Raw genomic sequence first — 26,386 nt, forward strand, 5'->3', positions numbered from 1 at the left:
CATGAAGACGGGGATGCCCGTCTTTTTTAGGAGGAAATATGGAACTGAAAGAACTTTGTTTTTCAGACATGGAAATGGTCAAACAGCTCTTCTTGTCTGTCTTTAGCCAGGAACCCTGGAATGATGATTGGTCGGATGAGGAACAATTAGATTGCTACATAGGCGATTTACTGGGACACCCAAGAGCACTCTGTTTTGGCTTGTTTGACCAGGAAAAATTGATAGGGCTGTCACTTGGTTACATTCGCTATTGGTATGAGGGAACAGAGTATCGAATTGAAGAGCTCTGCATTTCCCGTGATTACCAAGGGCAAGGACATGGTGCTAGTTTTCTAGCGGACATAGAGAAGCAGTTAGCTGATAGAAAAATTGTTCATATTCTTCTACAAACCGAACGCAACCTTTCAGCCTATTCTTTCTACAAAAAATGCGGTTTCCGTGCCTTAGAAAAAGATGTGACCATGGTCAAGAAAGTAGGACATCATGGAACTTGCTGATATTCGTCAAGCCATCATTGAGGATGTTGCTAACCGAGACTTTACGAACAAGGGAATAGCTCCCCTTTTCCAAGCCCCTTCGACCGCAAAAATTCTCATTATTGGACAGGCACCGGGATTAAAAACACAAGAAAAAGGTCGCCTTTTTGATGATGCCAGTGGAGAGAATCTTCGGAAATGGTTGGGAGTAGATAGGGAATTCTTCTATGAATCTGGCTATTTTGCCATTCTTCCTATGGATTTCTATTATCCAGGAAAGGGGAGGTCTGGGGATTTGCCGCCTCGCAAGGATTTTGCGCTCAAATGGCACCCACTTATTCTGGACCAACTGCCAAAGCTTGAGCTGACCTTATTGGTAGGTAACTATGCTCAAACTTATTATTTGGAAAAATCCCAAAGGAACCTGACGGAGAGAGTGAAACATGCAGATGATTACCTTCCCACCTATTTTCCTTTGCCCCATCCGTCACCTAGAAACAATATCTGGCAGGCAAAGAATCCCTGGTTTCAAGCGGAAATCATTCCAAATTTACAAAATATACTTATGCAAATACTTGAAAAATAAGGCAAAAATGATACAATAATATAAAGATATTGTTTCTACCTTCAGAGGAGGTGCCGTATGAAAAAGTATCTGTTCTATTTATTAGGTTTCTTGCTTTTATTGTTCAGCCTAGGTCAGCCTGGCCTGGCACGAGCTGAGGGAATTCCAGCCCGTCCAATTGATACGACGGTGGTTGATGAAAACCAACTTCTTTCTAGTGAAACAATTGCCAACATTGACCAGCTCAATCAGACCTGGGCAGCAAGTGAGCAGCAGTTACAGGTTGGGATCTATGTGACGGAAAGTCTTTCTACTGATATTGAAAGTCTAGCCAACGCAACCTTTCGTGACTGGCAGGTCGGCTTTGCAGGGACGGACAATGGCATTCTCTTGGTGATTTCTATTGCCGACCGAGAATTTCGGATAGAAACCTCTGACAATGCAGCAACGGTGTTGACAGATGTGGAAGCCAAGGATATTTTGGAAAGTGCTAGGGAGTTTTTCCGTCAGGAAGACTATGATGGAGGAGTGACCTATATTGTCCAATCCATCGGAGATCGCTTCTACGGGACTAGTCTGGGCCAAGAACAGCTGGCTGCCATGGAAGAAAGGACCAGTGCAGAAAGTGATGATTTTGTCTGGTTTATGATTTTTATTCTCGTGATCATCATCTTTATGATTATTGATAAATCCAGCCGTGGTGGAGGAGGTCCAGGCAATCTGCTTTGGATGTTGGTAGATGACCACCATCATTACCACAACAATCATTCCTCCCATTCTTCATCATCCTATGGTGGAGGTGGTTGGTCTGGCGGCGGTGGTGGCGGTGGCGGAGCCTCATCTGGTTGGTAAGAAAAGAAAGGAAAGTCTATGAAAAAGAAATGGTTTGCTATACTAATCCCGGTTTTCGCTCTGCTATTTTTAGGAATGGGGGCAATCGGTCAATACAATGGGCTGGTTGATAGCCATGCAGAAGTGGAAAATGCCCAGGCCAATGTGGATACCCAGCTCCAACGGCGCTATGACCTAATACCGAATGTCGTGGCAGCGGTCAAGGGAGCTATGGAGCATGAGGAAGAGATTTTCACTGCCATTGCGGATGCGCGTGCGAAAATCGGCTCCAGCCAAATGGGAACCAGCGACTACAATCAGGCACAAAGTCAGCTGGATTCGGCAGTTTCACGTTTGCTGATGGTGACGGAAAATTATCCGCAATTAACAGCCAATCAACAGGTATCTGACCTCATTACCGAGTTAGAGGGGACTGAAAATCGGATTTTGGTTGCACGCAAGGATTATAATGCGGTGGCAACGGCCTACAATAAAAAAATCAAACGGTTCCCGACTTCCCTCTATGCCAACCTATTTGGCTATGAAAAAGTCGACCTGTTCCAAGCTAGCACAGATGCTGCGACAACAGTTCCAAGTGTGGATTTACAAGATAACGAATAAAGAACTCGGCTCCCTGAGCCGAGTTCTTATTTTATGGATTGATCCAAACACCAGAAACGTAGTCATCTGACAGTGTGGTCTGGCTGATAATGTTTTTAGCCTCCATATCATAGATAAGGAGTTGATTTGCCAAAATTATCATTAAGCGCTTGTCATCGATTTGACGGATATGGTCGATGTAGTGGGGACGGGGATTTAAGTCTTTCAAAGTATGGTAGGATTGCTCACCAGTTTGGGTATTGTAAATAGTAAAGGAAAGTGGGCTAAACATACCATTTTGATGTTCGATGAGGAGAAGCTTCTGGTCTTTGAGAGCATGGAGTGTGCTTGGTGAGGGGTGTTCTAAAGTTATTGACGAAAATGTTCTTGTTTTTGTATCAAAGGCCAAGAGTTCGGATGACTGTTCAATGTCCTCATACTCACTTGTTTTTTTCCCTAAATTTGAGAGATAGATGGTTCCATTGACCAAAAGTCCTTCTCCTGTGGCAATGGTATTGTCGTACTTAAATACCTCTTGCTTTGAAAAATCGTTCTTATCAAATACAATCAAGACATTTTCTTCGGGTCCTTCTTGGGTAAAATCTTTCACAAAGCCAGTTAAATAGACTGACGTTTGGTCTACCATGACTGGAGCATTTGGTATGAAGTCATCGTTGAGGACAAGCGTTTGAATGGCTTCAAATTGCTTATCAAATTGCGCAAGCGTATGATAAGCACCTGCTGTATAGAAATGGTTTCCATCTGTGCCACTGATTGAGGTACTATGTTTGCTAGGCTTTCGCAAAACAGTTCCATCCTGAAAGTCAATGGAAATGAGATTATCATGGACAAATTTCTGATGGTCATTGCCAAAGACCAGGTAGCGATCTTCGAGGATGTAATTTTTACCTGAGCCAAAATACCCCTCTGAATTCATTTTCTGTGTATGAAGGAGTTGAGGCTCTTGACCATTTAGCTGAAAGGCTTCGACCTTACCGGGATAAACCAAGTAGAAATCCGCATTCTCAGTCAAACTTATTTTGTTGTGCTGGTAGGCATAGAGTTTCCAGCCGATAAATGGAAAGACAAGACAGGATAGAAGGACAATACAAATAAGAAGTTTTTTCATGGGAAGACCTCCTTTCACTGTTTAGTATATCTAAATTTGTCATCTTAGGCAAGAAATTATGTGTTAATATACAAATAAAGTCATGCAAGTTTTCTTACATGACTTTTGTTCTTATTTTCCAAGGCAGAATTGGCTAAAGAGTTGGGTGATGAGTTCGTCTGGAGCAGCATCCCCTGTGATTTCTCCCAAAATTTGCCAACAGCGGGTCAGGTCAACTTGTAACAAGTCTACTGGCATGCCCATTTCCAGCCCATCGTTGACAGCTTGTAGGCTTTGGACGGCTTGCTCAATCAGGGAAATATGGCGGGAATTGGAGAGGTAGGTAGCATCTTGCTCTACCAGACCAGCATTTTCAAAGAAGAGTTGGTTGATTTTTTCTTCAATCTGGTCAATGTTCTGGTTTTTCAAGACGGAAATGCGAATGACATCTTCAGGCAGTTGGTCTGCTTCAATCTGCTCTTCCAAGTCGGTCTTGTTGAGCAGGACGATACGGTTTGCCATATCAGAAATAGCTAGGAGATTGCGATCTTGCTCGGTTAGAGGTTCGGATGCGTTGAGGACAAGCAGGATCAGGTCGGCCTCCTCAAGGGCTTTTTTGGACCGTTCCACACCGATTTTTTCAACGATGTCGTCAGTTTCTCGGATACCTGCTGTATCAATCAGCTTGAGGGGGACGCCTTTGATGTTGACGTATTCTTCGATAACGTCGCGTGTTGTTCCAGCGATATCTGTAACGATGGCTTTTTCCTCGCGGAGTAGGTTATTGAGTAGGCTGGATTTTCCCACATTTGGACGACCGATAATGGCAGTTGCGATGCCTTCACGTAGGATTTTTCCACGGCGGGCGGTGCGGAGGAGATTTTCTAGAAGAGCTTGGAACTGGAAGGTTTTCTCGCGGACCAGCTCTGTCGTCGCCTCCTCCACGTCGTCGTACTCAGGGTAGTCGATGTTGACCTCGACCTGTGCCAGCGTGTTGAGAATCTCCTGGCGCGTGTCGTTGATGAGTTGGGAGAGGGAGCCGTCAAGCTGGCGGACGGCATTGTGCATGGCCTTGTCGGTCTTGGCACGGATGACATCCATGACGGCTTCGGCCTGGGTCAAATCTACGCGACCGTTGAGAAAGGCCCGCTTGGTAAATTCACCCGGCTCAGCCATTCGAGCACCCTGGCGAATCAGGAGTTGGAGGATTTCGTTGGTAACGGCGATGCCTCCATGAGTGTTGATCTCAATGACATCTTCGCGCGTGAAGGTGCGAGGGGAACGCATGGCTCCGATCATAACCTCGTCCAGAATCTGATTGGTTGCGGGGTCGATGATATGGCCGTAGTTGAGGCTGTGACTGGGCACGGTCGCTAGGTCTTTTCCTTTGAAAACCTTGCTGGCAATGGCAAAAGCGTCCGTCCCAGACAGGCGGACAATTCCAATGGCTCCCTCTCCGAGAGGGGTAGAAATAGCGGTAATGGTGTCGAATTCTTTAGTAATCATTTTAGTCCTTTTATATAGCGTATTTACAAGGTTTTGCTCCCAATCCGCTCCAAATTTTTAAAAAAGAGTTTTGCTTTTATTGAAGTTTGGAACTTTTTCTTTTTATCTGAGGGTTATTAGCTCTCAGTATCTACAATTGTTCCTTTGGTTTAGTGGGGATATTTACTGGAACAGACTGTATTACCTTGCAGTTATTAAATCTATTTAGTTTTTTATTCTACCATTATTCAGGGTAACTGTCATAACTGACTGCCCACATTATTTTTTGACGACATCATAACATTTAGGGCTATTACAAGTCTTATGTGTGGCTGATTAAACTGGTTCCTAAGAGCCAGTTTTTTGCTTATCATGTTCAACCGCTAAAGAATAATGCTTGCTGACCTCAGTATAGTAGCTGACCACCAGACCTGACAGACTTCCTAGAAAGAGTATGCCGTAAATGGCTAAGATAATGCTGATAATCCGTCCCAAAGCAGTGGTGACCAGCAAATCTCCATAACCAACAGTCGTCGCTGTCACAAAGCTATACCAAAGACTGTCCCCATAGCTAGTAAAGTCAGGCTCCAACCAGAGCAGTAATCCAGCTGCTAGAAAGATAAAACTGAAAAAGGAAGTGAGAAAAGTGGCAAAACCAGTCACTCTCAAGATATGCCAAATGATGCGAAGGCGGTGGATTTGTTTCTTATTTTGTAGCATTTTTTCTTCTTTCTGCGATATAATCTAATTTACTCTGCCGACTGCGTTTCTTAAAGAGAGCCTCGGCAGACATGGCTTCCTGCTTGCTGGAAAAGGCTTCCTGATAGACCAGGCTGACAGGCAAGCGTGCGCGGGTGTACTTGGCCCCTTTCCCACGATTATGGGTAGCAAGCCGCTTTTCCACATCCGTCGTATAACCAGTATAAAGACTTCCGTCGGCACATTCCAAAACATACAAGTAGGCCTTATTTTCCATAATAAATCTCACGAATGGCAGGAGTATAGTCGCCATTTTCCCCATGGACAACCAGAGGTGGCAGGATATGAAGCCCGTCCACCGAGCCGTCCTTGATAGCTTCAATCAGCAACATATTGGCCTCCTTGCTGGCCTTGGGATAGACAAACTGGATGCGTTTGGGAGCTAGCTTGTAGGTTCTCAGTGTGTCCAAAATATCTAAAAATCGATCGGGTCTGTGGACCATGGCCAAGCGACCATTGGACTTGAGTACCTGTTGGGCCACCTGACAAATGCTGTCTAGGTTGGTCGCAATCTCGTGTCTGGCTAGGAGATAATGCTCGCTTTCATTGAGGTTTGAGTCTTTATCTACCTTGAAGTAGGGAGGATTGCAGAGCATCAAATCCACCTTGGACCGCAGTTCATACTGGGGAAGGTTTGCCAAGTCGTCATTGATGACCGAAAGTTGTTCCTCCAAACCATTGAGGGCAATGGAGCGGCGGTTCATATCCGCCAAGCGTTCCTGTAATTCAACCTGAATAATCTGGGCCTGGGTGCGTGTAGAGGCAAAGAGGCCCACCGCCCCATTTCCGCTACAAAGGTCAACGATCAGCCCCTTCTGAGCAGGCATTTTTGGAAAGCGAGAGAGGAGGACGCTGTCAATCGAGTAGCTAAAAACCTCCCGATTTTGAATAATCTGAACATCTGTCGAGAAGAGCTGGTCAATCCGCTCCCCGTCTAGTAAATCAATTTTTTGCATAGGTTTATTATACCATCTTTGGTTGAAAATCACTGTATATTTTGAAACAAAAAGAGAGCGAATACCCCGCCCTCAATCCTTAAGCAAATAATTCTACCCAAGCCCCAACAAGCAAGAATGCGATGCAGAGATAGATTTGCCAATTTGCCCTCAGCATCCATTCTTTAGACCAAAAGGCACTGCGGGCTGTACCGACGAAAGCAAAAAGCAAGAGCCCAAGCCAGAGGGTAGGCCCCTTGTCTAGCCATTCTCCTATGCTACCTAATAACAACAATATCATCAAATAAAAGTTCAAACTCCGATAATATTCTTTATTAAATTCCTTAAACATATAAAATCCTCACAATACAAAAAAGTAAATGCTTGTCCAAGCGACAATAAAACTAATCGTTAGACAAATTTGCCATGTTTTTTTAATCCAGCTACGAGGTTTGAAGAAGGCAAGGTAGCCGACATAAAGTCCCAAGGCAAATTGGATGAAATCGAACACCCCAAAGATTCCCTTTGTAACTACGAAACTAAAGGTCACTAAACAAAGTAGGGAAAAGTAAAATTCCCAAGTCAGATAAAATGCTATATTGAAGTTCTTAAACATAGTAGACTCCTTTCTACTTACCCAAAATGAATTTCAGATAAATAATCACCACGATTGATCCTATATAGAAGATGTAGCCCATGCGAGTGAGCTCCTTTTCTTCCTTGAAGAAGAATACCCGAATGGCATTGATAAAAATAATCAGACAGGCTAGTAGGCTATACCATGCAGGAGTTTGGGAAGGGTCTATCAAAATGTCTGAAAGAAAAAAACAAGTCCAAAAAATCATAGAATAGAAGGCACTGTAACGATAGAAATGCTTGTTAAACTGGAATTTCATAACAATCACCTCTCCTTCTTTTATTATATAAAATAAATTATAGGTTTAAAAGTATTTATTGGTAAGTCCAGCCTAGTCTAGTTATAAAGAAAAACTATAACAAGGCACCCTATTTTTCTATAAGCATTTTTTGAGGTTTTTCACACCAAATCTCCTATTTCATGCTAGACTATATTGTAAGTTAGATTGGAGTAGATGTTATGACAGATTATAAGATTGATACGATTTTAGCGCATACGGGCATCAATAGTGATGAGAAAACAGGGGCCTTGATTTCCCCTATCCACCTTTCAACCACCTACCAGCATCCAGAATTTGGTCAATCAACAGGCTTCGACTACACACGGACCAAAAATCCTACCAGAGCTAGCTTGGAAAAGACCTTAGCTGCGATTGAAAAGGCTGACTATGCCCTAGTGACTAGCTCGGGTATGGCTGCTTTGGTCTTGCTCTTTAACGGTTTCCCGGTCGGTAGTCAAGTTGTAGCGGCGCGTGACCTCTACGGCGGTTCCTTCCGCTAGTTCAACGAGCAGGAGCAGTTGGGGCGCTTTAGTTTCACCTATGCTAACACAGAAGAGGACTTGTTGGCTACCATCACAGACCAGACAGACTATGTATTCCTGGAAACACCAACCAATCCCCTTATGGTCGAGTTTGATATTGCTAAGGTTTCGGCTGTCGCCCATGCCAAAGGTGCCAAGGTGATTGTCGATAACACTTTTTACAGTCCTATCTACCAAAATCCTCTCTTGCTTGGTGCCGATGTTGTCTTACACTCAGCGACCAAGTATTTGTCAGGGCATAATGATGTCCTAGCTGGCGTGCTCATGACCAATGACCTGGCACTCTATGACAAGCTCTTTTACGACCAAAATACAACAGGTCCGACCCTCTCGCCACTAGATGCCTACCTGCTCATGCGTGGACTCAAAACCCTATCGCTTCGAATGGAACGAGCAACACAAAATGCACAGAAAATTGTAGCGTATTTGGAAAATAGCCCAGCAGTTAAGCAGGTTTATTATACAGGTAAGGGAGGTATGATTTCTGTAAAGGTAACAGATGAAAGCCGCATTCCTCATATTCTCAATACCTTGCAAGTCTTTACATTTGCAGAAAGTTTGGGAGGAGTGGAAAGTTTGATTACCTACCCGGCTACCCAGACCCACGCAGATATTCCAGCTGCAACTCGTCATTCTTACGGACTGACAGATGATCTTCTTCGTTTGTCAATTGGTATCGAGGATGCGGATGACTTGATTGCAGATTTAAAAATAGCCTTGGAGGGATAAGAGATGACCCAGTATGATTTTACAACAAGACCTGATCGATTGGGTCACCATTCAGAGAAGTGGAAGACGAGTGAAAAGGATCCAGAATTGCTCCAACTTTGGGTTGCGGATATGGATTTTGATGCCTTGCCTGAAATCCGCTCTGCCATTCGCCAGTATGCGGACCAACATATCTTTGGCTATCCCTATGCAAGTGACTCCCTCTTTCAATCCATTATTGACTGGGAAAAAGACCAGCACGGCTATGAGGTTGGAAGAGAAAGTATCGTTTTAATTGAAGGAGTGGTACCAGCACTTTCTGTAGCAATTCAGGCATTTACTGAAGAGGGAGATGCCGTCCTCATCAATACACCGGTCTATCCTCCTTTTGCCCGCACGGTAAAATTAAACAATCGTCAGTTGGTGACCAATTCCTTGCGCGTGGAAAATGGCCAATTCCAAATTGATTTTGAGCAACTAGAGCGTGACCTTGTGGAGCAGGAAGTAAAACTCTACATTTTCTGTAATCCTCATAACCCAGGTGGACGTGTTTGGTCCAAGGAAGAAGTGGAAACAATTGGCCAACTCTGTCGGAAGCATAAGGTAGTGTTGGTTTCAGATGAAATTCACCAAGACCTTACACTTTATGGAAACAAGCACCACAGTTTCAATACGGTGGATACAGATTTTAAAGATTTTTCGATTATTCTATCTTCTGCCACTAAGACGTTTAATATTGCTGGTACCAAAAATAGCTTTGCCATCATTGAAAATCCAGACTTGAGAAAGGCTTTCACGAGGAGACAGTTGGTCAATAACCAACATGAAATTCCAGCGATTGGTCTTATAACGACTGAAGCTGCCTTTCGCTACGGTCGACCTTGGTTAGCAGAATTGAAAACAGTACTTGAGAAAAACATTGACTTTGTGTCGGACTATCTGACCCAGCATACCAAGATAAAGGTCTTGAAACCACAGGGGACATATCTGGTTTGGCTAGATTTCTCAGCTTATGATTTGGAACATGTTGAAATCCATCGAAAATTAAGAGAAGAGGCAAAAGTTGTCTTAAACGATGGCCAAACCTTTGGAAAAGAAGGACTCAATCATGCCCGGCTCAATGCAGCCGCACCGTTTGAAACCATAAAAGAAGCTTGTCAACGAATCGCAAGAGTGTTTGGATAAAAAACAAGGATTAGGTGTTCGAATTTGATCACCTAATCCTTATTCTTTTGTGTTTTTCTAAATTCTGTCGGACTCATATGGAAATAGTTTTTGAAGGCTGAACTGAAAGTGAGAGGGTCTTGGTAGCCAACTGAATAGGCAATTTCGGTAATGTTTCTTGTTGGATCTTCTAATAATTGACAGGAGCGTTTCATTTTGATTTGTAAAATGTAATCTTTAATGGCATAACCAGTTTCTTGTTTAAAAATTTTGTATAGGTAACTACGACTTAGTGCTAAATGGTCTGCAATTTCGTTTACTTTTATTGGGCTATTGTATTGAGAATGAATGAGTTTTATTGCGTGGTGGACGTAATTCTTGGCGAGAGTAGAGGATTCTTTCAATGACTCATTTGGAAACTCTTGTACTAGCGCTGCAAGCAATTGGTTTAAATGACCGATGAGTATAAGTTCAGTAATCATTGGTAGGGATTGAACCTCTGTTTGATTGATATCGATCATTTTTTTTAATATTTCAGACTCAAGATGTGAATGTAAGAAATATTTTTCTAGGAGTCGGGTCTGAGAAAGAATCGTCTCAGCTCTAGAACCGCTGAAACCAACCCAAGTATAGGTCCAGGGCTCATTCTCATCAGCTTGATAAAAAATTGATTGATTTTTGGGGAGTACAAATAAATCCCCTGCTTGTAAATTGGTAGTTTCTCCATCAATGGTTATTTTCCCTTTTCCATTCGTAATAAAATGAAGAACATAGTTTTCCCGAATAGTAGGTCCAAAGGAATAGCCACTGTCACATTGTTCGGCTCCATAATGGTCAACGTTTAAGTCAAAATTATGACTATCAAATTCATTATAGATATTCAGAATATTCATTTCAATCCTCCTAGGAAACATTATACCATGTTTTAAAAACAAAAGATTATTAAGTAAAGCGTTTTCATTTTATATAATATAGCATGTAAAAGAGATAGGAGACGTGAATATGATTCAATACTCAGAAGAAAATCGCCTCTTCCACCTACAAACGAGAGAGTTTTCATACATTATTCAGATCTTGGAAACAGGGGATGTGGTTCATAGATATTTCGGAAAAAAAATTAAACAATTTAGTCCGGGAAACAAAATCACATATCTAGATCGTTCTTTTTCACCAAGTCCAATTTCTGGCAACAGAACCTATTCGATGGATACCTTACAACAGGAGTATTCTAGTAATGGTTTAGGTGACTTTCGAACAGCTGCCATTGACTTGCGAAATGAATTTGGTGTGGCCTTGGATTTAAAGTATAAGGCACACCGCATTCAAAAAGGGAAACCGAGATTAGAAGGTTTGCCTTCAAGTTTTGCCACTGAGGATGAGGTAGAGAGTCTTGAGATTGATCTCTACGATCAGCTAACAGACATTACAGTTACCCTTCAATACTGTGTATTTGAGAATGCGAATTACCTCAGTCGCTCTGCGAACATTCAAACTGGTCAGTATGCTACAAAAATCGAAAAGGCTTTGTCTTTTACCCTCGATTTTCCACATAAAGATTTTACAGTCCATAGCTTAGCTGGGCGTTATGCTTACGAGAAAGAGTGGACACAAACACCATTAACCAAAGGAAAATTTTCTATTGGAAGTATTCGTGGTGCCTCAAGTCATTCAAAAACACCTTTCCTAGCGTTGGCGGATCCAACAACAACCGAAGATAGTGGTCATGTCTATGCTGCTCAATTAGTTTATAGTGGAAATTTCGCTGGATTTGTTGAGGTAACACCACTAGAGACATGTCGTTGGGGTATGGGATTAAATGATGAACAATTTAGTTGGGAGTTAAGCAATCATTCTAGTTTCCAGACACCTGAAGTACTCTTATCATTCACTGATAAAGGCTTGACGGGAATGACACAAGACAGTCATGAGTTCATCAAAAATCATCTTGTAACTCCGAAGTTTAGTCATCAAGAACGACCAATTCTCATTAACAACTGGGAAGGAACATATTTTGACTTTACTGAAGATAAGATTGTAGAACTGGCTAAAACGGCTAGCCAAGTAGGAGTCGAACTCTTTGTACTGGATGACGGCTGGTTTGGTAAACGAAACAATGATGAGAGTTCATTAGGCGATTGGAAAGTCAATTTGGAGAAATTGCCAAATGGCTTAAATGGTCTTGCAGACAGAATCAACCAACTTGGTATGGAATTTGGTCTGTGGTTTGAACCGGAAATGATTTCAGTTGATAGTGATCTTTATAGGGAACATCCAGACTGGGCCATTCAAATTGACGGAAGACAACCAATTTACAGTCGTGAGCAACTGGTCTTGGATTTATCTAAGTCAGAAGTTTGTGATTATATTATTGATTCGGTCTCAAGCATATTGGAATCAGCTCCAATCAGCTATGTAAAATGGGATATGAATCGGAATATCACCAGTATGTCACCTGTTTATGCAAATCATCAACGATTTGAATTTCATCATCGCTATATCTTAGGACTCTATCGAGTGCTGGATACTCTAACCAAGCGTTTTCCAGACATCTTATTTGAATCCTGTGCTGGTGGCGGTGGTCGAAATGACCTCGGGTTGCTCTTCTATATGCCACAGGCTTGGGCTAGTGATAATACAGATGCGATCGGTCGCCTTTCCATTCAAGAAGGAACGAGTTTAATTTTACCTGCCTCTTCTATGGGAGCACATGTGTCAGCTGTTCCAAACCACCAAGTCGGTCGCATTACACCGCTTGCAACTCGTGGGAATGTCGCCATGATGGGAGGAGCCTTTGGGTACGAGCTGGATTTAACGAAACTTTCTCAAGTGGAATTGGATGAAATTCGTCAACAAATTCAAACCTTCAAGTCCATTCGCTCAACAGTTCAGGAAGGCTTGCTCTATCGCTTGAAAAAAACAAGCAATACATGGGCTGCAAACTATGTGAACAAAGATAAAAGTCAAGCAGTATTTACATTTGTCAAAATACTAGCTCAATCAGAAGCTCCGCTTTTACAAGTTCAATTAAAAGGACTTGACCCAGATGCCTTATATGAATGCCCTCAATTGGGAGAAACATTCTACGGGGATGAGTTGATGAACATTGGTCTTACAATGCCACATGTTCAAAAAGATTATTATAGTGTACAATATATTTTTAACAAAATCTAGGAGGATTTTATAATGAAAATGAAAACATTTTTAAAATGTGCATCGGTTTGTGCTTTTGCCAGCTTTTTGGTTGCTTGTGGGAATGCAAGTAGTAGCGATAAGGTAGAAATAGAATATTTCTCACAAAAACCTGAAATGCAGGCTACTCTGCAGGAAATTATTGATGAATTTGAAAAAGAAAATCCTACGATTGATGTTAAATTTTCAAATGTACCAGATGCAGGAACTGTTTTGAAAACCCGTATGGCCAACAATGAAGCGCCAGATGTGATCAACATTTATCCACAAAATGCGGACTTCAAAGCATACGCAGCGGATGGTCGTTTCCTAGAAATTGGAGATGATGCAGGTCTCAGTCATCTAAAAGATGGTGCTGTAACGCCATATCTTGTTAATGAAAAAAATTACACCCTTCCTTTGACAGCAAATGCCTATGGTATTTACTATAATAAAGATAAGTTCAAAGAATTAGGTCTCGAAGTTCCAACTACCTATGCAGAATTTGTGGCTTTGGTAGACAAAATCAAGGCTGATGGCAGTGCAGCCCCATTTGCCCTTTCATTGAACGATGCTTGGTCCTTGAACGGATATCATCAGTTAGCTTGGGTAACTGTTGCGGGTGGATTTGATGGTGCAGAAGATATTCTGATTCGTAGTGCAAAGGGAGCGATTCAAGATGATGCTACAACAAAAGCTGTCTTAGAACGCTTGCAACTGTTGACAGACAATGGACAAAAAGGGGCAACAGGCGCGCTCTATGCAGATGCGGTGGCAGCCTTTGCAGCAGGCGATGCTCTCATGCTTCCACAAGGTACATGGGCAGCTACAGCTGTAAATCAACAAGAACCAGAATTTGAATATGGTATGTTTACATTCCCTGGTGATAAAGAAGGCGGCGACTATACCATCGGTGCAGCTGACCTTGCTCTATCTATTTCTGCAGATACAGAGCACCCAGAGGAATCTAAAAAATTCCTAGAATACCTCTCTCGTCCAGAAGTGATGCAAAAATACTATGATGTAGATGGCTCACCAACTTCAGTTGAAGGTGTAGATACAGAAGGTAAGTTTGAAGAAACAGCTGGAGTTACACAATATGCTTTCACTGACAAACATGTAGTTTGGTTGCAATCTGAATGGGAATCAGAGGAAGAATTCTGGAATATTACAGTAGAAGCAGTGAAAAATCCAAATTCTACAGAATTAGTTAAGAAACTAAATGCATTCTTTGATCCGATGAAAAAATAAGACAAGAAAACTATAAGGAGGGCTAGATTAGCCTAGCTCTTCTTTATAGTTGCTTAGGGTTGGTTTGAAAATCCCCTAACTACTCCATTCAAACTGACCCTAAGCAACTATATTTTAGAAAAAAGGAGTACCATGATGAATCAAAAAGGTTTTATTGCCAAATATTGGCCCTATCTATTTGTTGCCATACCAATTGGCCTACAGTTAATCTTTTTCTTCTATCCCCTATTTACAGGTATCTATTATAGCTTGACGGATTGGAATGGATTGACATCTGATTTCAAACTAATCGGTATTCAGAATTACTTAGATATTTTAAAAAATCCTGATTTTTATACGTCTATGACTTTTACCATTATCTTCACCATTGGTTTGGTCATTGGAGAAATAGTTATCGGAATCTGGTTGGCTACCTTGCTTAATCGTAAGATAAAGGCGGTTGGTTTCTTTAGAACATGGTATTTCTTCCCTGCGGTACTTTCAACCGTTACTTTAGGCTTGATTTTTGTTCAATTATTCAACTATGGTTTTACACAGATTGGAGAAATCCTCCGTATCGATTGGTTGATGGAAAACTTGTTGGTACAGGAGAATACTGTTATCCCAGCAGTGATTTTTGTGGCACTATGGCAAGGTTTGGCTATGCCAGTTATCATTTTCTTATCAGGTTTACAGAGTATTCCAGAAGATGTGAAAGAAGCAGCTGCAATCGATGGAGCTACTCGTTCTCAACAATTTTTCAATATTGAACTTCCGTTCTTATTACCATCTATCAGTATGGTTTTCATCTTGGCAATGAAGTCAGGTTTGACAGCATTTGACCTTATCTTTGCACTGACAAGTGGTGGCCCAGATGGCAAGACAGAATCACTTGGTTTACTAGTCTATAACTATGCCTTTGTTGATAATAAGTTTTCGTATGCGAATGCTTTAGCGGTGGTCCTCTTTATCTTTATCATTGTGATTTCATTGATTCAGATGAAGATTTCTAAGAAATTTGAAGTATAGGAGAGTAAATATGAACAAGCACAAACAGAAAAATTGGTGGGTTTACTTAGTTCTCTTTAGTGGGATATTGTTCATGTTTATTCCACTATTGGTAACCATTATCAGTTCTTTTAAACCAACAAAGGAAATTACAGGAAATTTCTTTGGTTTGCCACAAGAGTTTACATTGAGCAACTATGAACGCCTGTTTAATGATGGGATTGTACAATATTTTGGTAATTCAGCCTTGATTACGATTGTAGCAATTGGCTTGATTCTACTTGTTATTCCAATGGCAGCTTTCGCCGTAGCCCGTCAAATGAAACGCCAGACAGTGTTTAACTTTATCTACTTTTTCTTGATTATTGGGATTTTTGTACCTTTCCAAGTGATTATGCTCCCAATGACCAAATTAATGTCAAGCCTTGGTTTGAACAATATTGTCGGTTTGATTATTCTATATTTGACCTATGCAGTTCCTCAGGCCCTCTTCCTCTATGTTGGCTATATTAAGACCATTGTTCCTGAAGAAATGGATGAGGCGGCAGCTATTGACGGTTGTGATAAATTTACTATGTATTGGAAAATCATTTTCCCACTCATGAAACCTATGCATGCAACCGTTTTGATTATCAATGCCCTCTGGGTCTGGAACGATTTCCTCTTGCCTTTACTAGTATTGAACCGTGATCAAAGCATGTGGACCTTGCCACTTTTCCAATACAATTACCAAGGTATGTATTTTAGTGACTATGGTCCATCATTTGCCTCCTATGTGGTGGGGATTATCCCAATCTTATTGGTATACCTTGTCTTCCAGAAACATATTATTTCAGGTATGACAAGTGGTTCTGTCAAATAATTACAAAGGTTGACTTGTTCAACCTTTTCTAAAAAACACAAAAGAAAAGGCTTACAAAGGAGAGTGTCAATGAAAATTAAAAACCAAGCTATGTTAATTACCTATTCGGATAGTTTAGGCAAGAATCTCAAGGATTTGAAAAAAGTTCTAGAGGGACCGTTAAAGGATGTTGTGGGAGGTATCCATATTCTGCCGTTTTTCCCATCATCAGGTGACCGTGGGTTTGCACCAATGGATTATACAAAGGTAGATCCTGCATTTGGAGACTGGTCAGATATTGAAGCATTGAGTAAGGACTACTATCTGATGTTCGATTTTATGATCAATCATATTTCTGCAAAATCTCCATATTTCCTTGATTTTCTTGAAAAGAAAGATGAATCAGCTTATGCGGATTTGTTTATTCGCTATAAAAACTTTTGGCCAAATGGTGAGCCAACGCAAGAAGATGTTGATTTAATCTATAAGCGTAAACCTCGTGCTCCATATCGAATTGCAACATTCGCTGATGGTAGTGAGGAGAAGGTATGGTGTACCTTTGATGAGCAACAGATTGACTTGGATGTGACTACAGAGACAACACGCCGGTTCATCCAAGAAAATTTGGAACAGTTGGCAGAGCATGGTGCTTCGATTATTCGTTTGGACGCCTTTGCTTATGCCAATAAAAAAATCGGAACCAACTGTTTCTTTGTGGAGCCTGATATTTGGGAAATGCTCCATTTTCCACGTCAGTTATTGGCGCCAAAAGATGTGGAAATCTTACCAGAAATTCATGAACACTATACCATTCAGCAGAAAATTGCCGAGCAAGATTATTATGTTTATGACTTTGCCTTGCCAATGCTGGTTCTCCACGCTTTGTATTCCGGTCATGTCAATCGTCTGGTACACTGGATGGAGATTTGCCCTCGCAAGCAATTTACAACTCTTGATACACATGATGGAATCGGTGTTGTGGATGTTAAGGATTTGCTGACGGATGAGGAGACGGAGGAAACGCGTGAAGCCTTGTATGCACAAGGTGCCAATGTCAAGAAAATTTATAGTACCGAAGCCTATAATAATTTGGATATTTATCAAATTAACTGTACTTATTATTCTGCCCTTGGCAATAACGATCAAGCTTACCTATTAGCGCGTGTTCTCCAATGTTTTGCACCAGGTATTCCACAAATTTACTATGTTGGTTTGCTAGCAGGCGAAAATGATATTGAACTTTTAGAATCAAGCAAGGAAGGCCGCAATATCAATCGCCATTACTATGATTTAGAAGAAATTGAGCAGGAAGTGCAACGTCCTGTGGTACAATCCTTGTTCAAACTCCTTAAATTCCGCAATACAAGTCCAGCTTTCGACGGAGAGTTCTCCGTTAAGATGCTGGATGAAACAAGTATGGAAATTTTCTGGGATAATCAAGATGCAGGGGTGTCTGCTCGCCTAACAGCTAACCTAAAAGAAAAATCCTTTGAAATTGTTGAAATTGAAGAGGGCAAAATTACTACAATTAAATTATAATATGATTATATAGAAAGAGGGGGATTCCCCTTTTTCTTGCGTAAATTAGATTGTGCAGAAAGGATCAATCAAATGTCAGAAATACAAAAAACAGATTGGTGGAAGAAGTCCGTCATTTACCAAATTTATCCTCGTAGCTTTCAAGATTCAAATGGAGATGGAGTAGGGGATATTCGAGGGATTATCAGCCGATTAGATTATCTTCACGAGCTAGGAATTGATGCTATTTGGCTCAGTCCTGTTTATCAGTCCCCCATGGATGACAATGGTTACGACATCAGTGACTACCAGGGAATTGCTCCCGAATTTGGGACCATGGAAGATATGGAAGAGCTGATTGCAGAAGGCCATAAGCGTAATATTAAAATAATCATGGATTTGGTGCTCAATCATACCTCGGATGAACACTTCTGGTTTCAAGAAGCCCTCAAAGGTCCAGATAATCCTTATTATGACTATTATGTTTGGGCTGATGAACCGAATGAATTACGCTCGACCTTCTCAGGCTCTGCTTGGGAATACGTTCCACATCTGAACAAATACTACCTCCACCAATTCTCTGTTAAGCAACCAGATCTGAACTGGAAAAATCCTGCTCTGAAACAAGAAATCTGGGACATGATCAATTTTTGGATTGAAAAAGGTGTTGGCGGTTTCAGGCTAGATGTTATTGATTTGATTGGAAAAGAACCGGAAAAATTAATTACAGCCGATGGACCGACTCTTCATCCTCTTATTCAGGAATTAAATGAGAAAACTTTTGGTGCATACGACTTAGTGACTGTTGGGGAGACATGGAGTGCCAATCCAGAAAATGCTCAGTTATATTCGCATCCTGACCGAAAAGAATTTTCGATGATTTTCCAATTTGAACATGTCGGACTGGATCAGCAGGAAGGAAAAGAAAAGTGGGATTTGGCACCGCTTGATCCAGCTCGTTTGCATAAGGTTCTATCCAAATGGCAGACTGAACTGGTTGGTAAAGGTTGGAACTCACTTTTCTGGAATAACCATGATTTACCTCGTGCCATTTCTCGCTTCGGTGATGATCGACCAGCATTTCGTGAACTAAGTGGTAAAATGTTGGCTATTTATCTTCATTTTATGTCAGGGACACCTTATATCTACCAAGGTGAGGAAATTGGTATGATTAATACATCGATTACGGATATTAGCCAAGCGGATGATATTGAAACACGTCGCATGTATGCGGAACGGATTGAAAATGGCTTCACCAAGGAGGAATTGATTACTGCTATTAATGCCAAAGGTCGTGATAATGCTCGCCGTCCAATGCAATGGACAGGAGCAGAAGGAGCAGGCTTCAGTACAGGTCAAGCCTGGCTGGCTTTGGGAGATACTGTCAAAGACATCAACGTTGAGAAAGCACTTGCAGATAAAAATTCGCTGTTCTATACTTATCAAAAATTGATTGCTCTTCGGAAAGAGTATCCTTGTATGTCTGAAGGAAAATATGAAGTGATGGAGACAGGGAACAACTTAGTAATGGCCTATCGAAAATATGATGAAGAAGATAATTTCATTATTTTAGTTAATTTCACAAGTGAAGAGCAAGCGTACGCCTTATCACTTGAGGACTATTCCTTGTTTATGCATAATTACGATAATAAAGTAATTTTTGATAAGTCTGTATTGAGACCTTACGAAGCTATCGTTTTCAAAAAATAAGTAGTACTTCTTTTCATTTCCCAAGCATTTTTCCGAATTTTTTGGTAAAATAGAAAAAACAAAAAAGAGAGGTTTTATCATCATGGGTAAATTCCAAGTTATTTCACACCCACTCATTCAGCATAAGTTGTCAATCCTTCGTCGTACATCGACTTCTACAAAGGATTTTCGTGAGTTGGTAAATGAGATTGCCATGCTTATGGGTTACGAAGTTTTGCGTGACTTACCATTAGAAGATGTGGAAATTGAAACACCAATTACCAAGACGGTTCAAAAGCAAATTGCTGGTAAGAAATTGGCCATTGTACCAATCCTTCGTGCAGGTGTTGGGATGGTCGATGGTTTGCTAAGCTTGGTACCAGCAGCTAAGGTTGGTCACATCGGTATGTATCGTGATGAAGAGACCCTTCAACCAGTTGAATACCTTGTGAAATTACCAGAAGATATCGACCAACGCCATATTTTTGTAGTTGACCCAATGCTTGCCACAGGTGGTTCAGCAATCTTGGCTGTTGATTCCTTGAAAAAACGTGGCGCTTCAAATATCAAATTTGTTGCCCTAGTTTCAGCTCCAGAAGGAGTCAAAGCTCTTCAAGAAGCTCATCCAGATATTGATATCTACACGGCAGCTTTGGATGAAAAACTCAATGAAAAAGGCTACATTGTTCCAGGTCTTGGTGACGCTGGGGACCGCTTGTTCGGTACAAAATAATGTATTTGAGAAATCAGCTGTGCTGGTTTCTTTTTGATTTCCAGAAATCGTGGTTTTTATTTGACCAATTTTGACTAATTCTATATAATGGGTTCATACTTGTTATTGAAATAAAGGAGGATTCGTATGATTCCAGTAGTTATTGAACAAACTAGCCGTGGTGAACGTTCGTATGATATTTACTCACGCCTATTGAAAGATCGTATTATCATGCTGACAGGACCAGTTGAGGATAATATGGCAAATTCTATCATTGCCCAGTTGCTTTTCCTTGATGCCCAAGACCCAACCAAAGATATTTACCTTTATGTAAATACACCTGGTGGATCTGTGTCAGCTGGTCTAGCTATTGTAGATACGATGAATTTTATCAAGGCTGATGTACAAACAATCGTTATGGGAACAGCAGCTAGCATGGGTACAATTATCGCTTCAAGTGGTGCCAAAGGCAAACGTTTCATGTTGCCAAATGCGGAATACATGATTCACCAGCCAATGGGTGGAACTGGTGGCGGTACTCAGCAAACGGATATGGCCATCGCTGCAGAACACTTGCTCAAAACCCGTAACAAATTAGAAAAAATCTTGGCTGACAATTCAGGTAAAACAGTGAAACAAATCCACAAGGATGCCGAACGCGATTACTGGATGACAGCAGAAGAAACACTAGCTTACGGATTTATTGACCAAATTATGGACAATACGAAAGCCAAATAAGCTGATGAGGAGGCGTTTGAGCCTCCTTTTTCCATTCCGCTAAGTTTGACCTTTTCATTTTCCTCTGAAAAAGGTATAATAAAACAAGAGAAGTTTTAGAGGAGAAATCATGTTTGAGAAGAGAGAACGGACCTGCCTGACTGTGTATTTGCATTACAATCGAGATGCTAGAAAGCTAAATCAGTACGGAGATATCCATTATCATTCAAAGAAATTGCGTTATGTTCTGATTTATATGGATAAGGATCAGTCTGAGCTTATCATCCAAAAATTAAAAAAGGAAAAATTTGTTAAGAAGGTTCTTCCTTCCTATATTAAGGAGCTAGATCAAAATTTCGTTGGTAGCTTGTGGCGGGAAGAGGAACCAATTATTTAATGGTGAAATGAGTGAGTAGTCGAGGTTTAGTCTACTCGCTTTTTTGTGGAAAAATATTTTTTTAAAAATTTTTCTTTTTTTGTTGACAATTTTCTGATAATTCAGTATATTAGATACATCGCAAAATTTAAGAAAGATTTAAGGAGTTTTCATGAAAACAAGAAAATTTGCAGTAGCACTTGCTACCTTTGCCTCAGCAGCCCTACTTGCTGCCTGTGGTACCGTTTCATCAACAAATAGCTCAGCACAGGTTGCTGCTATCGGTGATACTTTCAAGATTGGTTATAACTTGGAGTTGTCAGGTGCCGTATCATCTTATGGTCAAAATGAAGAAAAAGGTGCAAACCTTGCTGTCAAAGAAATCAATGCGGCTGGTGGTATCGGTGGTAAGCAGATTGAAGTTATCACTAAAGATAACAAATCTGAAACTGCAGAAGCGGCAACAGTTGCAACTAGCTTGGCAAGTGAAGGAGCAAATATTGTAATTGGTCCTGCAACATCTGGTGCAGCAGCAGCTTCTATTCCTGCTTTGACGTCAGCAGGTGTTCCAATGATTACACCTTCTGGTACACAAACAAACTTGGTTGTAAATGACAAAGGTGAGGTGCAAGACTATTTCTTCCGTGCAACCTTTACGGATGGTTACCAAGGTCAAATCATGGCTAAGTATGCGACAGAAAACTTGTCAGCTAAGAAAGTTGTTCTTTACTATGATAACTCTTCTGACTATGGTAAGGGTGTAGCAGAAGCCTTCAAGAAAGCTTACACTGGAGAAATTGTTTCTGAAATCACATTTGCTTCAGGCGATAAAGATTTCCAAGCAGCTTTGACTAAATTGAAAGATGCTGAGTTTGATGCTATTGTTATGCCAGGTTACTACAATGAAACTGGTACAATCGTTAAACAAGCACGTGGTCTAGGTATCAACCAACCAGTCCTTGGTTCAGATGGTTTCGACTCACCACAGTTCACTGAATTGGCAACTGCTTCAGCAGCAACAAACGTTTACTACCTTTCAGGATATGTAACTTCAGCTAGTGATAAAGCGAAAGCTTTCAGCGAAGCTTATAAGAAAGAATACAACGAAGAGCCAAATATGTTTGCAGCCCTTGCTTATGATGCAGTTTATATGGCAGCAAAAGCAGCAGAAGGCGCAGCAGATTCAAAAGCTCTTAAAGACAACCTTGCGGCTTTGAAAGATTTCGAAGGTGTAACAGGTACTATGTCAGTTGATGCAGAGCACAATGTTGTGAAATCAGTTTACATTGTTGGTTTGACAGATGGAGAGCAGACATCGGTTGATACAATTTCAGCAGAATAATAAGCAAGTTAAAGAGGGAATTTCCCTCTTTTTCCCTTGAATTGACTAGCCTATTTTTAAAAGATTAAAAAATATAATAAAACTTGCCTATTTTCAGAAAATTTTGTATAATGTAACAATGCTTATTGAGCTTGAAAAATATTTAGAAAGATTGGTGAACCTATGCTTCAACAACTTGTCAATGGTTTGATTCTTGGTTCTGTATATGCCCTCTTGGCCCTTGGTTATACCATGGTGTACGGAATTATCAGACTGATTAACTTTGCCCACGGGGACCTTTACATGATGGGAGCCTTTATGGGTTACTTCCTATTGAATAATTTAACCTTTATTGCAGATGGTAGCCTCCGTTTCTTTGTTGCCTTAGTCTTGGCAATGGTTGGAACAGCTACTCTTGGTGTGGTCATTGAATTCTTGGCCTATCGTCCATTGAGAAACTCAACCCGTATTGCGGCCTTGATTACAGCCATCGGTGTTTCCTTCTTCTTAGAATATGGAATGATTAAATTATTTTCAGCTGATGTAAAAGCCTTTCCACAAGCTATGGAGGCTGTGACCTTCAATCTTGGTCCAGTTTCAGTGACCAATATCCAGTTGATTATCCTAGGAGTAGCCTTGACCTTGATGGTTGCTCTGCAGTTGATTGTAAAACGTACCAAGATGGGTAAAGCCATGCGTGCTGTTTCTGTGGATAGCGATGCGGCGCAATTGATGGGGATTAACGTCAACCGTACTATTAGCTTTACATTTGCGCTGGGTTCAGCACTTGCTGGTGCTGCAGGTGTTCTCCTTGGTCTTTACTACAACCAAATCGAGCCTTTGATGGGTATGACTCCTGGTTTGAAGGCCTTCGTAGCAGCGGTACTTGGTGGTATCGGTATTATTCCTGGTGCTGCTCTGGGTGGTTTCGTTATCGGTATTATTGAAACATTTACCTATGTGATTGGTTTGGATACCTTCCGTGATGCAATTGTGTATACAGTATTGATTGTCATCCTCTTGGTGCGTCCAAGCGGTATCCTTGGTAAGAACGTGAAAGAGAAGGTGTAACCATGAAGCAAAATCTTAAAGTGAATGCAATCTGGTTGGCTATCTTATTGGCTGGTTTTGGTCTTATTCAAGGCTTAGTTGCAGCTGGTATTCTCAACTTCTACTATATTCAGATTGTACAACAAATTGGAATTCAGATCATCTTGGCTGTGGGTCTTAACCTTATTGTTGGATTCTCAGGTCAGTTCTCTCTTGGTCATGCTGGTTTTATGGCCATCGGTGCCTACGCAGTAGGTATTCTTGGTAAGATGATGCCATCTTATGGTGGTTTTGCCATCGCTTTGCTTGTTGGTATGTTGCTTGCAGGTGCTGTTGCCCTCTTGGTTGGTTTGCCAACCCTTCGTTTGAAAGGTGACTACCTTGCCATTGCGACCCTTGGTGTTGCTGAGATTATCCGTATTTTGATTATCAATGGTGGTACTGTAACAAACGGTGCGGCTGGTATCATGTCCATTCCATTATTTACGAACTGGCAACTAGTTTATGTATTTGTCATTATCACAACACTCCTTACTGTGAACTTCTTGCGTAGTCCAATGGGACGTGCAACTATTTCTGTTCGTGAAGATGAGATTGCAGCAGAATCAGTAGGTGTTAACCCAACATTTGTGAAGGTTTCAGCCTTTGTATTTGGTGCTATGACAGCGGCTATCGCTGGCGGACTTCATGCAGGTTATGTAGGTACCATCGTTCCTAAAGACTTTGCCTTCATGACGTCTGTTAACGTCTTGATCATCATCGTATTGGGGGGGTTGGGTTCTATCACAGGTACCTTTGTGGCAGCCATTGTTCTTGGTATCTTGAACGTATTTCTTAAGAGCTACTCAGACATTGCCATGATTGTTTACTCATTGGCCCTTATCCTCTTGATGATCTTCCGTCCAGGTGGCTTGTTGGGAACTAAGGAATTTAGCGTGGCAGCCTTGCTCAAGAAGAAGGAGGTTAAGTAATGGCATTACTTGAAGTAAAAAATTTAACCAAGAACTTCGGTGGTTTGACTGCCGTTGGTGATGTGACCATGGAACTTCATGAGGGTGAATTGGTCGGTCTTATCGGTCCTAACGGTGCTGGTAAGACAACCCTTTTCAACCTCTTGACAGGTGTCTATGAGCCAAGTGAAGGAACCATTTCTCTTGCTGGTACTATCTTGAATGGTAAGGCTCCTTCTAAGATTGCCTCTCTTGGTCTTGGGCGTACCTTCCAAAACATCCGTTTGTTCAAAAATATGACAGTTTTGGAAAATGTCTTGATTGGTCTTGGTAATCATGGTAAAGCAGAAGTCTTGGCAAGTTTCCTTCGACTTCCTGCCTTCTACAAAAATGAAGAAGAGTTGAAAAACAAGGCGATTGACCTCTTGAAAATTTTCGATTTGGATGGCGATGCGGATACGCTGGCTAAGAACCTTCCTTACGGTCAACAACGTCGTTTGGAAATCGTTCGTGCCCTTGCGACCGAGCCAAAAATTCTTTTCTTGGATGAGCCAGCGGCTGGTATGAACCCGCAGGAAACGGCAGAATTGACCCAACTCATCCGTAAAATTAAGGAAGAATTTGGTATCACCATTATCTTGATTGAGCACGATATGAGCTTGGTTATGGAAGTGACGGAGCGTATCTATGTATTGGAATACGGTCGTCTGATTGCCCACGGTACTCCTGAAGAAATTCGCAATAACAAGCGTGTAATTGAAGCCTACCTTGGAGGTGAAGCATAATGGCAATGTTAGAAGTTAAAAATCTTTCCGTCAACTATGGCGTTATCGAGGCTGTAAAAGATGTCAGTTTCGAGGTCAACGAGGGGGAAGTTGTAACCTTAATTGGTGCCAATGGTGCTGGTAAAACCTCTATTCTTCGTACCATTTCGGGACTTGTTCGTCCATCAGCTGGAACGATTTCTTTCCTTGGAAATGAAATTCAAAAAGTTCCTGCTCGTAAAATCGTTGCGGACGGTTTGTCACAGGTTCCAGAAGGTCGCCATGTTTTCGCAGGCTTGACCGTTATGGAAAACTTAGAAATGGGTGCCTTCCTTCGCAACAACCGTGAAGAAAATCAAGCCAACTTGAAAAAAATCTTCGCACGTTTTCCACGTTTGGAAGAACGTAAGAACCAAGATGCTGCCACACTTTCAGGTGGTGAACAACAAATGCTTGCTATGGGACGGGCATTGATGAGCCAACCAAAGCTCTTGCTCCTTGATGAGCCATCAATGGGCTTGGCACCAATCTTCATTCAAGAAATTTTTGATATCATCCAGGATATCCAAAAACAAGGAACAACCGTTCTCTTGATTGAACAAAACGCCAACAAAGCCCTTGCTATTGCAGACCGCGGCTACGTACTAGAAACAGGAAAAGTCGTCCTCTCAGGAACAGGAAAAGAACTCCTCGCCTCAGAAGAAGTCAAAAAAGCATATCTGGGTGGCTAAAAAGGTCCGGGGGACCTTTTTAGGTTGGAAATGAGAAGTTGCGGTAGCAACTTTTCACTATAATCTGATTTGGGCCCTTTTTTAGTTGGAGATGAGAAACGCCAGTAGGCGTTTTTCTTATTATCAAAGTCCGGGGGAGTGAAATATAGTAAAATGAAACAAAAATAGTACATTTATGGTATAATGTACTTATGGCATATTCATTAGATTTTCGTAAAAAA

27 protein-coding genes and 1 pseudogene are annotated in these 26,386 nt (G+C 41.3%); 20 read left to right on the forward strand and 8 right to left on the reverse strand.

Annotated features, from left to right (window positions below; genetic code table 11):
* The first annotated feature begins 38 nt into the window (after positions 1 to 38).
* From ACEE44_RS09095 to ACEE44_RS09110, 4 genes are read left to right on the forward strand one after another with little or no spacing between them, the layout of a single operon-like run.
* Positions 39 to 497: a GNAT family N-acetyltransferase gene (locus tag ACEE44_RS09095; RefSeq protein WP_449172003.1), complete on the forward strand. Its 459-nt coding sequence runs from the start codon at positions 39 to 41 to the stop codon at positions 495 to 497.
* Complete coding sequence (locus ACEE44_RS09100; protein ID WP_449172004.1) at positions 484 to 1,062, forward strand: uracil-DNA glycosylase family protein; 579 nt, start codon at positions 484 to 486, stop codon at positions 1,060 to 1,062. The genes ACEE44_RS09095 and ACEE44_RS09100 overlap by 14 nt, the downstream gene beginning before the upstream one ends.
* A 57-nt stretch (positions 1,063 to 1,119) precedes the next feature.
* Positions 1,120 to 1,893 (forward strand): TPM domain-containing protein, encoded by a 774-nt coding sequence (locus ACEE44_RS09105; RefSeq protein ID WP_449172005.1) that lies wholly within the window; start codon positions 1,120 to 1,122, stop codon positions 1,891 to 1,893.
* Between the two features lie 18 nt (positions 1,894 to 1,911).
* Entirely contained in the window at positions 1,912 to 2,493 is a 582-nt protein-coding gene (locus ACEE44_RS09110; RefSeq protein WP_449172006.1) for a LemA family protein, read from the forward strand.
* 31 nt (positions 2,494 to 2,524) lie between these two features.
* Here the strand turns inward: ACEE44_RS09110 and ACEE44_RS09115 are convergent, their stop codons facing one another.
* The 7 genes from ACEE44_RS09115 to ACEE44_RS09145 all read right to left on the reverse strand — a co-directional run bounded on the left by ACEE44_RS09115 (position 2,525) and on the right by ACEE44_RS09145 (position 7,655).
* Entirely contained in the window at positions 2,525 to 3,601 is a 1,077-nt protein-coding gene (locus tag ACEE44_RS09115; RefSeq protein WP_449172007.1) for a hypothetical protein, read from the reverse strand.
* A 111-nt stretch (positions 3,602 to 3,712) separates the two neighbouring features.
* Complete coding sequence (gene mnmE, locus ACEE44_RS09120) at positions 3,713 to 5,086, reverse strand: tRNA uridine-5-carboxymethylaminomethyl(34) synthesis GTPase MnmE (RefSeq protein WP_449172008.1); 1,374 nt, start codon at positions 5,084 to 5,086, stop codon at positions 3,713 to 3,715.
* A 327-nt stretch (positions 5,087 to 5,413) separates the two neighbouring features.
* Entirely contained in the window at positions 5,414 to 5,785 is a 372-nt protein-coding gene (locus tag ACEE44_RS09125) for a potassium channel family protein (RefSeq protein WP_449172009.1), read from the reverse strand.
* The gene (locus tag ACEE44_RS09130; protein WP_449172010.1) at positions 5,772 to 6,041 is read right to left on the reverse strand and encodes a GIY-YIG nuclease family protein; all 270 of its coding nucleotides are present in this window, start codon (positions 6,039 to 6,041) and stop codon (positions 5,772 to 5,774) included. The genes ACEE44_RS09125 and ACEE44_RS09130 overlap by 14 nt, the downstream gene beginning before the upstream one ends.
* A complete protein-coding gene (locus ACEE44_RS09135) occupies positions 6,031 to 6,780 on the reverse strand; it encodes a tRNA1(Val) (adenine(37)-N6)-methyltransferase (protein WP_449172011.1) in 750 nt (249 codons plus the stop codon). Before ACEE44_RS09135 ends, ACEE44_RS09130 begins: the two co-directional genes overlap by 11 nt.
* Positions 6,781 to 6,859: 79 nt before the next feature.
* Complete coding sequence (locus ACEE44_RS09140; RefSeq protein WP_449172012.1) at positions 6,860 to 7,060, reverse strand: hypothetical protein; 201 nt, start codon at positions 7,058 to 7,060, stop codon at positions 6,860 to 6,862.
* Positions 7,061 to 7,388: 328 nt separating this feature from the next.
* Positions 7,389 to 7,655, reverse strand: coding sequence for a hypothetical protein (locus tag ACEE44_RS09145; protein WP_172027499.1), 267 nt, complete (start codon positions 7,653 to 7,655; stop codon positions 7,389 to 7,391).
* Positions 7,656 to 7,855: 200 nt separating this feature from the next.
* Between ACEE44_RS09145 and ACEE44_RS09150 the strand changes: the two are divergent.
* Positions 7,856 to 8,947 (forward strand): annotated as a pseudogene (locus ACEE44_RS09150) (cystathionine gamma-synthase).
* 3 nt (positions 8,948 to 8,950) lie between these two features.
* Positions 8,951 to 10,111, forward strand: a complete 1,161-nt coding sequence (locus tag ACEE44_RS09155) for a MalY/PatB family protein (RefSeq protein WP_449172013.1) — start codon at positions 8,951 to 8,953, stop codon at positions 10,109 to 10,111.
* A 32-nt stretch (positions 10,112 to 10,143) separates the two neighbouring features.
* Here the strand turns inward: ACEE44_RS09155 and ACEE44_RS09160 are convergent, their stop codons facing one another.
* Positions 10,144 to 10,983 (reverse strand): AraC family transcriptional regulator, encoded by an 840-nt coding sequence (locus ACEE44_RS09160; RefSeq protein ID WP_449172014.1) that lies wholly within the window; start codon positions 10,981 to 10,983, stop codon positions 10,144 to 10,146.
* 109 nt (positions 10,984 to 11,092) lie between these two features.
* Here ACEE44_RS09160 and ACEE44_RS09165 point away from each other — a divergent pair, with 109 nt between their 5' ends.
* The 14 genes from ACEE44_RS09165 to ACEE44_RS09230 all read left to right on the forward strand — a co-directional run bounded on the left by ACEE44_RS09165 (position 11,093) and on the right by ACEE44_RS09230 (position 26,165).
* A complete protein-coding gene (locus ACEE44_RS09165; RefSeq protein WP_449172015.1) occupies positions 11,093 to 13,261 on the forward strand; it encodes an alpha-galactosidase in 2,169 nt (722 codons plus the stop codon).
* Between the two features lie 12 nt (positions 13,262 to 13,273).
* A complete protein-coding gene (locus ACEE44_RS09170) occupies positions 13,274 to 14,509 on the forward strand; it encodes an extracellular solute-binding protein (protein ID WP_449172016.1) in 1,236 nt (411 codons plus the stop codon).
* Positions 14,510 to 14,644: 135 nt separating this feature from the next.
* Entirely contained in the window at positions 14,645 to 15,517 is an 873-nt protein-coding gene (locus ACEE44_RS09175; RefSeq protein WP_449172017.1) for a carbohydrate ABC transporter permease, read from the forward strand.
* Between the two features lie 10 nt (positions 15,518 to 15,527).
* Positions 15,528 to 16,358 (forward strand): carbohydrate ABC transporter permease, encoded by an 831-nt coding sequence (locus tag ACEE44_RS09180; protein WP_044686342.1) that lies wholly within the window; start codon positions 15,528 to 15,530, stop codon positions 16,356 to 16,358.
* 69 nt (positions 16,359 to 16,427) lie between these two features.
* Positions 16,428 to 17,876 (forward strand): sucrose phosphorylase, encoded by a 1,449-nt coding sequence (gene gtfA, locus ACEE44_RS09185; protein ID WP_449172018.1) that lies wholly within the window; start codon positions 16,428 to 16,430, stop codon positions 17,874 to 17,876.
* 72 nt (positions 17,877 to 17,948) lie between these two features.
* Positions 17,949 to 19,565, forward strand: a complete 1,617-nt coding sequence (locus tag ACEE44_RS09190) for a glycoside hydrolase family 13 protein (protein WP_449172019.1) — start codon at positions 17,949 to 17,951, stop codon at positions 19,563 to 19,565.
* Positions 19,566 to 19,647: 82 nt separating this feature from the next.
* Positions 19,648 to 20,277 (forward strand): uracil phosphoribosyltransferase, encoded by a 630-nt coding sequence (gene upp / locus ACEE44_RS09195; protein WP_002937309.1) that lies wholly within the window; start codon positions 19,648 to 19,650, stop codon positions 20,275 to 20,277.
* Between the two features lie 126 nt (positions 20,278 to 20,403).
* Complete coding sequence (locus ACEE44_RS09200; protein WP_074389118.1) at positions 20,404 to 20,994, forward strand: ATP-dependent Clp protease proteolytic subunit; 591 nt, start codon at positions 20,404 to 20,406, stop codon at positions 20,992 to 20,994.
* Positions 20,995 to 21,103: 109 nt separating this feature from the next.
* Positions 21,104 to 21,370, forward strand: coding sequence for a DUF2129 domain-containing protein (locus ACEE44_RS09205; RefSeq protein ID WP_105124206.1), 267 nt, complete (start codon positions 21,104 to 21,106; stop codon positions 21,368 to 21,370).
* 151 nt (positions 21,371 to 21,521) lie between these two features.
* Positions 21,522 to 22,691, forward strand: coding sequence for an ABC transporter substrate-binding protein (locus ACEE44_RS09210; RefSeq protein WP_449172020.1), 1,170 nt, complete (start codon positions 21,522 to 21,524; stop codon positions 22,689 to 22,691).
* A 162-nt stretch (positions 22,692 to 22,853) separates the two neighbouring features.
* Positions 22,854 to 23,741, forward strand: coding sequence for a branched-chain amino acid ABC transporter permease (locus ACEE44_RS09215; protein WP_105118804.1), 888 nt, complete (start codon positions 22,854 to 22,856; stop codon positions 23,739 to 23,741).
* A gap of 2 nt (positions 23,742 to 23,743) precedes the next feature.
* The gene (locus ACEE44_RS09220) at positions 23,744 to 24,691 is read left to right on the forward strand and encodes a branched-chain amino acid ABC transporter permease (RefSeq protein ID WP_449172021.1); all 948 of its coding nucleotides are present in this window, start codon (positions 23,744 to 23,746) and stop codon (positions 24,689 to 24,691) included.
* A complete protein-coding gene (locus tag ACEE44_RS09225; protein ID WP_332411384.1) occupies positions 24,691 to 25,455 on the forward strand; it encodes an ABC transporter ATP-binding protein in 765 nt (254 codons plus the stop codon). The genes ACEE44_RS09220 and ACEE44_RS09225 overlap by 1 nt, the downstream gene beginning before the upstream one ends.
* Positions 25,455 to 26,165: an ABC transporter ATP-binding protein gene (locus ACEE44_RS09230; RefSeq protein WP_002937288.1), complete on the forward strand. Its 711-nt coding sequence runs from the start codon at positions 25,455 to 25,457 to the stop codon at positions 26,163 to 26,165. The genes ACEE44_RS09225 and ACEE44_RS09230 overlap by 1 nt, the downstream gene beginning before the upstream one ends.
* Positions 26,166 to 26,386 lie beyond the last annotated feature (221 nt).

Source organism: Streptococcus sp. 32226D021BW (assembly GCF_053545015.1).